Origin of the sequence: Asaia spathodeae NBRC 105894, from assembly GCF_025994195.1 — a bacterium.
In the GTDB taxonomy this organism is placed as follows: Bacteria; Pseudomonadota; Alphaproteobacteria; order Acetobacterales; family Acetobacteraceae; genus Asaia; species Asaia siamensis.
Genome location: NZ_BAPY01000001.1, coordinates 290,314 through 303,606, shown reverse-complemented (window position 1 = coordinate 303,606; position 13,293 = coordinate 290,314). Strand labels below are relative to the sequence as shown.

The following is a 13,293-nucleotide window of genomic DNA, read 5'->3' as shown; positions in this document are numbered from 1 at the left end:
CTCCATATTCCAGTATCCGCGCCTTAATTCGCCGGAGGCAGGCCAGCGATTTCACGCCATCCCGCCTCGTCGCATGTTTCGAGACCGAGTTCGGCGGCCTTTTTTGCTTTGGACCCCGCCTTTTCACCAAGAACGACCAGCCCCGTTTTCTTCGACACTGAATCGCTCACCTGCGCGCCCAGACGCTCGGCAATGGCCTTTGCTTCCGGGCGGGTCATGCTGTGCAACGTGCCCGTAAAGACGATGGTCTTCCCCGAAAGTGGCCCCTCTTCAGGACGGGCTTCGGCCTCGATCGTCAATTCGTTGCGCAGGTCTGTAAGCGTCGACAGATTATGGGGTTCGGCGAAGAAGGCGAGCAGATCAGCGACAATGCTTTCACCAATCCCCATGATGCTGCCAAGCGCCAGTCGATCGTCGGAGCCGATCAGGCTGGCAGCTTTCATTGCGTCGAACCAGGCCTCATAGGTCTGATAGTGGCGGGCCAGAAGTTGCGCGTTGCGCTCACCAATGCGCCTGATTCCCAGCCCGAACAGAAAGCGGCTGAAGGCAATGCTGCGGCGCTGCTCGATGGCGCGCAGCAGATTGCGTGTCGAGAGTTCGCCCCAGCCCTCACGCGCCCGGATCATATCGGCTTTTTCATGCAGGCGGAAAATATCGCCCGGTTTGTCGATCAGGCCGATTTCATGAAATTCGCGTATCGACCGCTCGCCCAGACCATCGATATCGAAGGCCTGGCGCGAAACAAAATGGATCAGTCTCTCAACCACCTGCGCCTCACAGGTGAGGCCGCCTGTGCAGCGACGCACGGCTTCACCCTCGGGGCGCTCGGTCAGGGAGTGACAGACCGGGCAGGTGGTCGGAAAGACGAAAGCCGGACCACGCGGTTTGTCTTCCGGCACGGGGCCGAGAATTTGCGGAATGACGTCGCCCGCACGCTGCACACGCACCAGATCGCCGGGGCGTACATCCTTGCGGGTAATCTCGTCTTCATTATGCAGCGTCGCACGCGACACAATGACCCCGCCTACATTGACGGGTTCAAGATGCGCGGTGGGTGTCAGGGCGCCTGTGCGGCCAACCTGTATCTCGATTTTCTCGAGCCTTGTGATGGCCTGCTCTGAGGGAAATTTCCAGGCGATGGCCCAGCGCGGCGCCCGTCCGGCGAAGCCTAGCCGCGTCTGAAGATCTAGGTCGTCGAGCTTGAAGACGACGCCATCGATATCATAGGGCAACGAGGCACGATTGCGCGCGAGGTCTTCGATATAGGCGGGGATTTCGCTTGCATGAGCAATCGCTCTGGAGAGCGGATTGACCACGAACCCCCATTCACGCAGCTTTTCCAGATAGGCCCAATGTGTGGCGGCGCATCGTTCGCTGGCATGGCCCTGCGCATAGGCAAAAAGCGAGAGCGGGCGCCGCGCCGTCACGGCGGGGTCGAGCTGACGCAAGGATCCTGCAGCAGCATTGCGTGGATTGGCAAAAGGCTTCTGTCCTTGTGCCAGCATCGTCTCGTTGAGGGCCAGAAAATCGGCCTTCGCCATGAAGATCTCGCCGCGTATCTCGATTTCTTCCGGCGCTTCGCCGGAAAGCGCGCGCGGGACCTCTGCGATCGTCAGAAGATTGGCCGTCACATCCTCGCCCACCAGACCGTCACCGCGTGTCGTGCCACGCAGGAGCTTGCCGTGGCGATAGGTCAGATTGATCGACAGCCCGTCTATCTTGGGCTCTGCCACAAAAGCCAGCGCATCCGCAGCCTTGCTGTCGAGGCCGAGAAAGCGTGCAGCTTTGGCAACGAAAGACTCGAATTCTTCCGAGGTGAAGACATTGTCGAGCGAAAGCATCGGCACGCGATGGGCCTGCTTGCCGAAAGCGGTATCAGGGGCTGCCCCGACCTCGTCGAGAACGCTGCCTTGCGTCTTGAGGTCCGGATGCGCTTCTTCGAGCGCGATGAGCGCGCGTCTTGCGCTGTCATACTCCGCGTCTGACACTTCAGGCGCATCGTTCTGATGATAGGCGGTGTTCCAGCGAGCGATGAGCGTGGAAAGCCGGGCATGCTCTTCGGCGTGTCTGTCGACCGTCGTGTCGTCCATCATTCCTGTTCCAAAAGACTGTCTGCGGCTGTACGGGCGGCGTCCGTAATGGTTTCACCGGCCAGCATGCGTGCAATCTCTTCCCGCCGCTCGTCAGGCGAGAGTTTCTCGGCCAGCGTCTCGGTGCGCTCCTTGCGTATGCGCTTGCTGATGCGCAGATGCTGGTCGCCACGTGCCGCAACCTGCGGGCTGTGCGTAACGACAAGAACCTGCACATCGCGCGCCACGCGATGCAGACGATCGCCGATGGAGGATGCTGTTGCCCCGCCCACACCGGAATCGACCTCGTCGAACACCAGTGTCGGAATGGCCGATCGCTCGGCCAGAACGACCTTGAGCGCGAGCATAAGACGCGACAACTCGCCGCCTGAGGCCACTTTTGCGAGAGGGCCGGGAGGCTGGCCCGGATTGGCTGCGATGAGAAAGGACGCCTGTTCCTTGCCGCGTAGATTCCAGGCTTCGGGTTCGAGCGGTGTGAGGGATACGATGAAGCGGGCGCGTTCGAGCCTGACCGGCTTGAGCTCGGCCATGACGGCAGTTTCGAGACGCCGGGCGGCGCGCTCGCGAATGGCGCTCAGCTTTTCTGCCTCAGCTGCGAAGACTTCACGGGCCGCCCTTGTCTCCGCCTGAAGCTGCTCGATACGTGCATTGCCTGAGTCCAGCGCTTCAAGTCGTGCCTGCAGGCTGGTCAGCAGCGACGCAAGTTCGTTTACCGTAACGCCATGTTTGCGACCGGCCGCACGAAGGGCAAAGAGCCGTTCTTCCGTTTCTTCCAGCAGGCGGGGGTCGGTATCGGCATCGGCTGCGAGACGAGAAAGCAGGGTTTCGGCTTCGGCGAGAGCTTCTTCCGCTTTTTCTAGCGCGACCAGCGCTTCCTGAGCCTGTTGCTGCTGTGCCGAACTCGGCGCGCTTTCTTCACCCGGCGAGGGCAGAAGCCGGGCCAGCGTGCGACTGGCGCTGCGAAGCGCTGCGGCAGGGGCGGCAGATCGGCGGTCGCGCGGGGTCAGGTCTGCCAGTGCTGCTGCGATGGCCTCGCCGCGTCTTTCGCCCTGTTGCAGACCGATGCGCAGGGCCGCCAGCTGTTCTTCTTCATTTTCCTGCGGCGCAAGAACGCCAAGGTCGTCAACGGCCTGCCTCAGCCAGTCTTCCTCACGGCGCGTGGCTTCCATTTCTGATTGCGCCGCGGCAAGCGCTGCTGTGGCTTCTATCCAGCGGCGATAGCTGTGGGCAACGGACTCACGCGTGGCACGCTCCACACCGAACGCGTCGAGAAGATCGAGATGGGTCGCCTGGTCAGCAAGGCCCATCTGGTCGTGCTGGCCCTGAATTTCGACCAGAAGGGCGGCAATACGGCGCAGCAACCCGACGCCAATCGGCTGATCATTGACATAGGCGCGCGAGCGCGCATCTGCCGTAACCGTGCGCCGCAGAACGACCGGCTCATGCGTGTCATCCAGCGCGATACCCTGCTCGGCCAGAAGTTGATGGACCGGATGCCCGTCCGGAATTTCGAAACAGGCAGAAACCGCAGCCTGCTCGGCCCCGGCGCGCACAAGGCCGCCGCTGGCGCGGTCGCCAAGCGTGAGCCCCAGAGAGTCGAGAAGAATGGATTTGCCGGCACCGGTCTCACCCGTAAGGACCGTCAGACCCGGATGAAAAGGCAGGTCGAGCCTCTCGATAAGAACCACATCGCGTATCGAGAGGTGAGTCAGCATGAGGCGGAATCCTGAAAATGCGGCAAGAAGATTTCGCTGGCAGCAACGTGTGACACCAGCGGAAAGCCTTGTTTCGGATCAGAAAACCGAATGCCAGGCACGCCCGAAGAAGCCGCGCTTGCCGGAACCCGGTGCCTTGCTGTTTCCGGGCAGCAGGTTGCGATTGCGGAGCAGGTTGTAGCTGTACCGATACCACTGGCTGTTAGGATAGTTATAGCCCAGCACCGAGGTCGCTTTGCGTGCTTCATCGACCATGCCAAGCTGGAGATCGACTTCGACGATGCGCTCGAGCGCTTCGGCAACGTGATTGGTCGTCTGGAAATCGGCTACGACGCGCTGATAACGCCCCAAAGCGGCTTCATAGTTATGCTGTTGCTGATAGTAGCGGCCAACAAGCATTTCCTTGCCAGCCAGATGGTCGCGGCAGAGATCGATCTTGAGCTGGGCATCACGGGCATAAGCCGTCTGCGGGAAGCGTGTCACCACTTCCTCGAGAGCGTTCAGGGCTTCGACAGTTCCCTGCTGGTCACGCTGGACTTCGGCAATCTGCTCGTAATAGCAGAGCGCGCGCAGATAATAGGCATAGGCAGCGTCAGGGCTGGTCGGGTGCAGAAGCAGATAGCGCTCGAGCTGCTGAACCGAGAGCGCATACTCGCCCTGCAAGTAGTAGGCATAGCCTTCCATCAGCTCGGCATTGCCGACATAACCGGAATACGGATAATTCTGTTGCAGCAGTTCGAACTCACCGCTCGCCAGCGTATAGCGCTTCGAATGTAGGGCATCGATACCGTAATTATACAGTGTTTCGGCGCTCGCTACTTTGGGCGCCTTGACCTCTTCCTTGTTGGAAAAGATCGAGCAACCGCTCAGGAGCAGAAAACTGCTCGCCATCATTGCGGCAACGAGACGCTGACGCTTGGGAGCAGGAATAACGTTACGTTCTGTGTTCTGATGCATGCCGACTCTTCCACTGACGAACGGTCTTATATCACGCCTTACCGTTCGCGGAAGACCTGGGCGCATGAGATCGTTGCGCTTACGCTGTAGCGCGCAACACGGGCTGTTCGGCCCTTTCGCCATCGACAAGACGCCAGTTTTCCGGCGAGGCGAAAAGGGCATGCAGAAGGCGATTGTTTAGCCCATGGCCTGATTTGTGACCCATGAACCCGGCCTGAAGCGTATGGCCAGCCAGATAAAGATCGCCCACCGCATCCATCAGCTTGTGACGGACGAATTCTTTCGGATGACGAAGCCCACATGGATTGAGAACTGTGTCGTCCTCGACAACGATGGCGTTGTGCAACGAGCCACCACGGGCGAGCCCCATTTTCTGCAGGGCTTCGATTTCCTTGCGCTCGACGAAAGTGCGGCAGAACCCGACTTCCTGACGGAAACGCTCAAGGGTGAGAGGCATCGCGTGGCGCTGCTGACCGATCACGGAAGCGGCGAAATCGATCGACATGGCCAGGGCCATACCGGAACGTGCCGGGCGCAGCTCGGCATAGGCCCCACTGGCTTCTTCGACGCGAACGGGCCGCAATACCTCGATGAAGCTGCGGGCAGGCTCCTGCATTACCGTGCCGGCGCACTGGATCAGAAAGTCGAACTCGGCAGCAGAACCGTCCAGCACAGGTGTTTCGGGGCCGTCGATCTCGATCAGCGCGTTGTCGATGCCATTGGCATGCAGGGCCGCCATCAGATGTTCGATGGTGGCGATACGGATATCCGGGGCATCGGGATGAGCGATGACGGTGCTGAGTCTTGTGCAGACCACATGGTCATGACGTGCCGGGATCAGTCGTGATTCTGGCAGATCGCTGCGCTTGAAGACGATGCCATGATCGACCGGGGCCGGGTTGAGCACCATGCGCACACGGGCCCCGCTGTGCAGGCCGATGCCGACGCAGGTGATTGCCTGGTTGAGTGTTGCCTGGCGCGCGACGCGCGCAGCACTTGACGTGATGGAGGAAAAACCTTGGGCGATGTTGGAAAGCGGAAGAGGCACAATCGATGCTTTGAACGGTGTTTCAGCCGTGATCTGCATGATGGGAGGCTCTCCTGTGTTTCCGCGACATTATGCCCGGATCATGTAGAAAGCTGTAACCGCTTAGGGGGAGCGCAGACCAGTCAATGTTTATTGCCAAGTATTACGCTCTAAGGTCCTGAAACTGAACTGTAATTTCAGTTTCAGGACGCAACAGAGCGCTTGTTTTTCAGCGTCCCTGATCGCGGCGCAGAAAGGCTGGAATGTCCAGACCGTTTTCCTCACCACTGTCATGGGAAGAGGAAACACGCGGCGCGTCTTCACGCTCGACGATTGTCGGCGCATGGCGTGGCGCTTCTTCATGAGGGGCGCTGGCTGGTGCCGCCGGGCGACCGCGCAATGCTCCTGTCACGATACCGAAAAGGCTGCGTGGCTGAGACTGGGGCTCTGGAGCGGAGCGCTGGTTCTGGTCGGAAAAAAGACCCGAACGCGGCGAAGGCGTATGAACCGCCCCTTGCTTGTTGGCCTGCGGAGGCACGGAATGCGGTGAGGGTGCCGATGCCGGGGCGCCGTTCTGACCGTCGAGCGCGTAATGCGGCTGCTGACGGGGCACCGAGGCATAGGTCGATGCAGGCTGGAAGGCGGGCTGGCTGTTCGAGGGCGCGACTTCAGCGCCTTCCGGTGCGACGGGGGCCTGATCGACGGTCTCTATAGGGGCTTCGACCACTTCCGGTTCGGGAGCACGGCTGCCATCGATACCGGTCGCCACGACCGATACGCGGATGCGGCCATTGAGTGTCGAGTCGATTGCAGAACCCCAGATGATCGTCGCGTCATCGGCGACTTCCTGACGGATGCGCTCTGCGGCCTGATCGACCTCGTACAGTGTCAGGTCGTCACCACCCGTAATGTTGATCAGCAGGCCGCGTGCTCCCGACATAGAGGAGTCGTCAAGGAGCGGGTTCGAAATGGCGCGGTTCGCGGCTTCGAGTGCGCGATCTTCGCCTTCAGCCTCGCCTGTGCCCATCATCGCCTTGCCCATTTCGGCCATGACGGTGCGGATATCCGCGAAGTCGAGATTGATCAGTCCAGGCGCCAGCATAAGATCGGTGACGCCGCGTACGCCCATATAGAGCACTTCATCGGCCATCTTGAACGCTTCGCGCAGCGTCGTGTGCATGGTGGCCATACGGAAGAGATTCTGGTTCGGGATGACGATCAGCGTATCGACATATTGCTGCAGCTCGGCAATGCCAGCTTCCGCCACCTTCTTGCGTCGTGCCCCTTCGAAGCCAAAGGGCGTGCTGACGACGCCAACGGTAAGGATCTTGCGATCACGTGCCATCTTGGCAATGACAGGCGCCGCGCCCGTACCAGTGCCGCCGCCCATGCCTGCCGTGACGAAAACCATATGCGCGCCATCGATATGACGGCTGATTTCTTCTGCTGCTTCCTCGGCCGCTGCCTTGCCGATTTCCGGTTTCGCTCCTGCGCCCAGGCCCTGTGTCAGATGCGGCCCGAGTTGCACGCGGCGTTCGGCGCGTGAGCCGGCGAGGGCCTGCGCATCCGTATTCGCCACGACGAACTCAACGCCCTGCAGCTGCATTTCGATCATGTTGTTGACGGCATTCATGCCGCCACCGCCGACACCGATCACGGTGATGCGCGGCGAGAAATCGGAATAATTATACTGCGGTGCTGTGAGATTGAGCGTCATGGCGAGATCCGAAACAGGGCTGAAATCAGTCGCTAAAAGCAAAACAATGACTGAGGAGCATGAACTACATAGGTTACTTTTTACTCACGCGCGACCCCTAATGAAATGCACAAGACGCTTTAGCATCCCATTCGGGCGGGGGTCGGGGGCATCGGCATCGTGAAAGCCCCGATCGGCGCCAGCCGCCCAGGCCAGCAGACCTGACGCGGTGGAAAACCCGGCAGAATTCGCGCCGATTTCCGGCAGGCCCACGATGCCCAGAGGGCGCCCAAGCCTGACAGGGCGGTCCAGAATACGGGCGGCCATCGGACCAACGCCATCAAGGAGGGACGCGCCGCCTGTCAGCACCACGCGCTCGCGCCCGGTACGACCGAAGCCTGCATCGTCGAGTCTGTCGCGCACGAGTTCGAGTGTTTCCTCGATACGGGGGCGAATGGCAGAGACAAGCCTGGCACGCGACACGGTGGTCAGCACGCCCGTTGCTTCCCCGATTTTCTGCAGCGTGATCAGTTCACTGCTGTCTTCTGCCGAAAGCTCGGCGGCTCCATATTTTGTCTTGAGTCGTTCAGCTTCGTCCAGTGAAGTGGAGAGCATGCCAGCGAGATCGCGCGTCACATGCAGCCCACCGACCGGCAGAAAGGCCGTGTGGCGCAACATGCCTTCTCCGAAAACGGCAATCGATGTCGTGCCCCCGCCCATATCCACGACGGTCGCGCCAAGTTCACGCTCATCTGCATCGAGCACCGACAGCCCGGAGGCGAGGGCGGCGGAGACGAGATTCGTCATCTTCAGCTCGGAGCGCATGAGTACGGAATCAAGCGTCCTCACCGCAGCCGTTGCGGCGTCGACGACATGCAGGCGGGCTGTCAGCTGCTCGCAGACCTGGCCTCTTGGGTCGATAATGCCATAGGTGTCATCGACGGCATAACCGATGGGCAGGGTATGAATAACCGTCCGCCCTTCGGTATAGGCGCGTGACTGTCCCTCGGTCACGACGCGCCCCATATCGGCCTCGCTCACCTCACGCCCGCCGATCGGCATGCGGGCATTGAAGAGATGGCTCTCCGGATGGCCGCAGGAGAGATTGACCGCGATATTGTCGAGACGTCGGTCGGCTGCGTCTTCTGCCTGTCCGACCGTTGCGCGGATGGCCTGCTCGGCCTCTTTCAGGTCAACGATATTGCCATTGCGTATGCCGCGTGAACGGCGCCAGCCATATCCGAGGACGCGCAACGTGCCATCGGCTTCGCCCCTGCCGATCAGACAGGTCATTTTGGTCGAGCCGATATCCAGCACACCAAAGACGCCAACGCGCCAGTGTCTGGGCAGGCTGGGTTCGTCTGCCGGTGGCAGTGACAGGATATGTTCTTCAGAACGCTCGTGATTCTTGTGTCGCGAACTGACCGGCAGCAGTGAGCGACTTCTCACCGTGCGGCGGCGCTTCTTGCGTGGGGCTTCCGGGTCGGTTGGCACGAGGTCGTTCATTCTTCCGGGGCTTCATCTGCTGGGTGGGGGGCTGGGAGATGCGCTGCGCTCCCGTGAGTCGCTGCAGGGCGAGAGGACTTGCCCGATGCGGGAGCGGGCGCGGCACCCGCGGCTGGTGCCGGCTTGTCATCCGCAGCCTGCGTGGCATCGCTCTTGTCAGTAGCAGGAGCATTCGGATCGGGCGTCGGCGCTGGTGTCTGATGGATGACCATACGATCGGGCAGGCGCATATCGATCGAGACGACCGGGCGCTCCATGAGGCGGAACTGGGCCTGATATTGCGCCAGTCTTGCAAGCGCCGCCTGTTCCTGCCCTTCTGGCAGAAGCACTGTTGCGCCATCGCGCAGGGTGAGGTTCCAGCGCCTTTGTCCCACCCGCACGGCAGCGACCACAAAATCCTTCACAGCCGGGTTGGCGGTCAGGGCGTCTGTCAGGGTTGCCGCCGCCAGATTGGCGCCTTCACCCACGACCAGCGGCAGTTTGATGAAGGCCTGTCCGTTCTTGCCTTCCAGCCCCTGATCAGGTACGCGCTCCCCCGCCCGGTTGATGAGGATGAACTGGCCGTGGTCCTGCCAGACAGCGATCGGGCTGCGCTCGACAATCTTGACGATGACTGTGTCCGGCATGTGGCGGGCCACGGTGGCATGGTCGATAAATGGCAGCGCATCGATACGGTCACGTGCGGCAGAGACAGAAAAACCGAAAATAGGCTGACCGACCGAAGTGCCAAGTGCCTTTGCCAGATCAGCCTCGGGTGTCAGATTGCGCCCCTCGATACGAATGGTTTTGATCTGAAGCGGCAGGTACTGGACCAGTTTCGCCCGGTAAGGGGCGAAGCGGGATTCCGAACTCGTTAGTTTGAGCGCTGAAACGCCCAGGCCCACCAGCCCCAGCAGGACGAGCAGAGCCAGTATCTGACGCAGCCCGCGTTTGTGGCGGCGCATGAACAGGATCAGCCGTGACGGTCTGTCCTGTTGCACGGGGCCGCGATACGGCGTTTCTGGCCGCCTGTCTCTCATGCGGTCGGTTTGCCTCGTGTCACGAGGGCGTCGCGCACCAGCCAGTCGCACAGCTCGGGATAGGAAATCCCGCAATAGGCAGCCTGTTCGGGTAGCAGCGATGTGGCTGTCATGCCGGGCTGCGTGTTGACCTCAAGCAGGATCAGCCGCCCGGTTTCTTCATCGTATCGATAATCCGCGCGCGAGGCACCGGAGCAGCCAAGAGCGCGATGCGCCGCTTCGGCCACACGCAGGGCCTGCTCGAAAATGGCCTCCGGCACCTGGGCGGGGACATGATGCACCGAGCCGCCGGGAGCATATTTCGCGTCGAAATCGTAGAAATCACCGGTCGGCGAGGCGGCGACGATATCGGTCACGGTCAGGGCGCGGTCGCCGAGCACGGCGACAGTGAGTTCGCGACCAGGAATATATTCCTCGATCAGCGCTTCTTTTCCAAAGGCCCAGTTTGCGGCAATGGCCTGACGGCGATTGCTGCCGCTGCGCACGATCTCGACACCAAAAGAAGACCCTTCCGAGATCGGCTTGACCACATAGGGGGTGGGCAGCGGATCGGCAGCAGCGAGTTCCTCCATCGTGACAACACGCCCCTCCGCGACCGGCAGCCCGGCGGCAGCAAAAACGCGGCGCGAGGCGTCCTTGTCCATGGCCAGCGATGAGGCCCGTATGGAGGAATGCGTATAGGGAAGCCCCAGCCATTCCAGCACGCCCTGAATGGCACCGTCTTCACCCAGCGGCCCGTGCAGCGCGTTGAAAACCACGTCGGGGGCGGAGTCACGGAGCGCCTTGATTGTCTGCACCAGATCCGGCCCGGCATCGACGCTCACCACGTCATGGCCCGCTTCTGTCAGGGCCTGGGCGACACCGGCACCGCTGCGCAGGCTCACCGGGCGTTCGCTTGAAATTCCACCCTGAAGGACAGCAATTTTCAGGCTCATGGCAATTTCCCCAGACGTTTGATTTCCCAATGCAGCGCAATGCCGCTGTGTTCCTGCACGCGACGACGCACCTCGTCGCCAAGGGCTTCGAGATCGCTGCTCGTGGCCTCGCCCAGATTGAGCAGGAAATTGCAGTGTTTCTCGCTCACCTGCGCGCCGCCCTGCATCAGCCCGCGGCACCCGGCCTCATCGATAAGCTGCCAGGCCTTGTGACCTTCCGGATTACGAAAGGTGGAGCCACCTGTCCGGGCCCGAACGGGCTGCGACGCCTCACGTGCGGCTTTGATCTCGGCAATATGCGCGCGTATCGCCGAGGCATCGCCGGGGCGGGCATTCAGGCGTGCCCGCAATACGATGGCGCCCTCAGGGAGCACGGCATGGCGATAGGTGAAGGCGAGCGCCTCATTGCTCAGTCTTGCAATGGTCTGGTCGGGCAGAAGCACCTCCGCCCAGTCGAGCACGGCAGACATGTCAGAGCCGTAGGCCCCGGCATTCATGACCACGGCTCCGCCTATCGAGCCGGGAATGCCGGCCAGGAATTCGAGCCCTGCCAGCCCCGCATTGGCGGTCTGCTCGGCAACGATCATGTCGAGAGCGGCAGCGCCCGCAATCAGCCCGTCAGGCTCGATCACGATATCCGCAAAACCGCCAGCAAGACGCACGACGAGTCCTTCTATCCCGCCATCGCGTATGATGACATTCGAGCAGGCGCCAAGCACAGTGACCGGCGTTCCTGACGGCAGAGCGGCGAGGGTCTCGGCAAGATCCTGCGCATCCTTGGGCACGAAAAGCGCTTCGGCATTACCGCCCGTACGGAACCAGGCGCGTGGGCCAAGCGGCGCATCGAAGCTCAGCCTGCCGCGCGGGGTGAGGGAGCGAAGCGCCGTGCTCATGAGGCCTTGCCGTTCAGTGCGGCGAGCTGCCCCGGAAGAGCGTGCGCCCAGTTGGTGATGGTGCCAGCGCCGAGGCAGACCACGAAATCACCCGGCTTGGCGATGGCATTGATCATTTCAGCCAGATGTTCCGGTCCCGGCAGCGGCACGACCGAGCGATGACCGCTGGCCCTCAGCCCTTCGATCAGCGAGTCACGATTGACGCCCTCGATCGGCGCCTCACCTGCGGCATAGACATCGGTCACGATCACCGTGCCAGCGTCATTCATGCAGGTGCAGAAATCGCTAAAAAGGGCTTCAAGACGCGAATAGCGATGGGGCTGCACGACGGCGATCACATCGCGCGCGCCTGCCTGACGGGCCGCGCGCAGAACCGCTGCGATCTCGACAGGATGATGGCCATAATCGTCGATCACCGTGATGCCGTTATAATCGCCGCAGCGCGTGAAGCGACGCTTGACGCCGCGGAACCCGGCGAGCGCGAGGCGGATGGTCTCGTCGCTGATATCCATCTCGCTTGCGACCGCAATCGCGGCGAGCGCATTCAGCACGTTGTGCTGGCCGAGCATGGGCAGGCGGAACGGCCCTGCGCGACGCGTGGTTTTCTGGGTGCGGCTGGTGATGACCACCTCGAACGTGGCGCCGAGACGATCGGTAATCAGCTTGTCGGCGCGCACATCGGCCTGGGGGCTGAACCCGTAGGTGACGATGCGATGATCGGACAGACGCGGGATCATCTGCTGCACGGCTGGATGGTCGATGCACAGCACGGCAAAGCCATAGAAGGGAATATTCGAGACGAACTGGTCATAGGCGGCCTGCATGGCTTCGGCCGTGCCCCAGTGGTCGAGATGTTCGGGGTCCATATTCGTCACGACCGCAATCACCGCGGGAAGACGCAGGAAGGAGCCATCGCTCTCATCGGCCTCTACGACCATCCAGTCGCCTGACCCCATGCGCGTATTCGTGCCATAGGCTTCGATGATGCCGCCATTGATGACGGTCGGGTCGAGCTTTGCCTGTTCCAGCACGCAGGCGACAAGGCTGGTGGTGGTCGTCTTGCCATGTGTGCCGCCAATAGCCACCGCCCAGCGTAGGCGCATGAGTTCGGCCAGCATTTCGGCGCGGCGCACGACAGGAATCAGGCGCGCCCGTGCAGCGAGAACTTCAGGATTGTCTTTCTTGACCGCCGTCGAGGTCACGACAACCTGCGCTCCGCCGAGATTGGCCTCGTCATGACCGATGGCGACGGTAATGCCCAGCTTGCGCAGACGCAGCACATTGGCGCTTTCGCTGATATCCGATCCCTGAACCTTGTAGCCCAGCATATGCAGCACTTCGGCAATTCCAGACATGCCAATGCCGCCGATACCGACGAAATGGATGGTGCCAATGGAAAGGGGAAGTGCGCGCATGAAACAGGCTTTCAGAGAAACAGCAAAAACAGACGTCAGT

General features: G+C 61.5%; 10 protein-coding genes. All 10 read right to left on the bottom strand.

Features of this window, described 5'->3' with window-relative positions:
- Positions 1-23: 23 nt before the first annotated feature.
- Positions 24-2,090: an NAD-dependent DNA ligase LigA gene (gene ligA / locus AA105894_RS01365; protein WP_373316705.1), complete on the bottom strand. Its 2,067-nt coding sequence runs from the start codon at positions 2,088-2,090 to the stop codon at positions 24-26.
- Positions 2,090-3,805 (bottom strand): DNA repair protein RecN, encoded by a 1,716-nt coding sequence (gene recN, locus AA105894_RS01360; RefSeq protein ID WP_267310147.1) that lies wholly within the window; start codon positions 3,803-3,805, stop codon positions 2,090-2,092. Before recN ends, ligA begins: the two co-directional genes overlap by 1 nt.
- Positions 3,806-3,883: 78 nt before the next feature.
- Complete coding sequence (locus AA105894_RS01355; protein ID WP_373316703.1) at positions 3,884-4,699, bottom strand: outer membrane protein assembly factor BamD; 816 nt, start codon at positions 4,697-4,699, stop codon at positions 3,884-3,886.
- Between the two features lie 142 nt (positions 4,700-4,841).
- The gene (gene lpxC, locus AA105894_RS01350) at positions 4,842-5,849 is read right to left on the bottom strand and encodes a UDP-3-O-acyl-N-acetylglucosamine deacetylase (RefSeq protein WP_267310146.1); all 1,008 of its coding nucleotides are present in this window, start codon (positions 5,847-5,849) and stop codon (positions 4,842-4,844) included.
- 169 nt (positions 5,850-6,018) lie between these two features.
- Entirely contained in the window at positions 6,019-7,506 is a 1,488-nt protein-coding gene (ftsZ, locus tag AA105894_RS01345) for a cell division protein FtsZ (RefSeq protein ID WP_267310145.1), read from the bottom strand.
- Positions 7,507-7,590: 84 nt separating this feature from the next.
- Positions 7,591-8,991 (bottom strand): cell division protein FtsA, encoded by a 1,401-nt coding sequence (gene ftsA / locus AA105894_RS01340; RefSeq protein WP_267310144.1) that lies wholly within the window; start codon positions 8,989-8,991, stop codon positions 7,591-7,593.
- On the bottom strand, positions 8,988-10,010 hold the full coding sequence (locus AA105894_RS01335; RefSeq protein WP_267310143.1) for a cell division protein FtsQ/DivIB: 1,023 nt from the start codon (positions 10,008-10,010) through the stop codon (positions 8,988-8,990). The genes ftsA and AA105894_RS01335 overlap by 4 nt, the downstream gene beginning before the upstream one ends.
- Complete coding sequence (locus AA105894_RS01330) at positions 10,007-10,945, bottom strand: D-alanine--D-alanine ligase (RefSeq protein WP_267310142.1); 939 nt, start codon at positions 10,943-10,945, stop codon at positions 10,007-10,009. The genes AA105894_RS01335 and AA105894_RS01330 overlap by 4 nt, the downstream gene beginning before the upstream one ends.
- Positions 10,942-11,838, bottom strand: a complete 897-nt coding sequence (gene murB, locus AA105894_RS01325; protein ID WP_267310141.1) for a UDP-N-acetylmuramate dehydrogenase — start codon at positions 11,836-11,838, stop codon at positions 10,942-10,944. The genes AA105894_RS01330 and murB overlap by 4 nt, the downstream gene beginning before the upstream one ends.
- Positions 11,835-13,253: a UDP-N-acetylmuramate--L-alanine ligase gene (murC, locus tag AA105894_RS01320; protein WP_267310140.1), complete on the bottom strand. Its 1,419-nt coding sequence runs from the start codon at positions 13,251-13,253 to the stop codon at positions 11,835-11,837. The genes murB and murC overlap by 4 nt, the downstream gene beginning before the upstream one ends.
- Positions 13,254-13,293 lie beyond the last annotated feature (40 nt).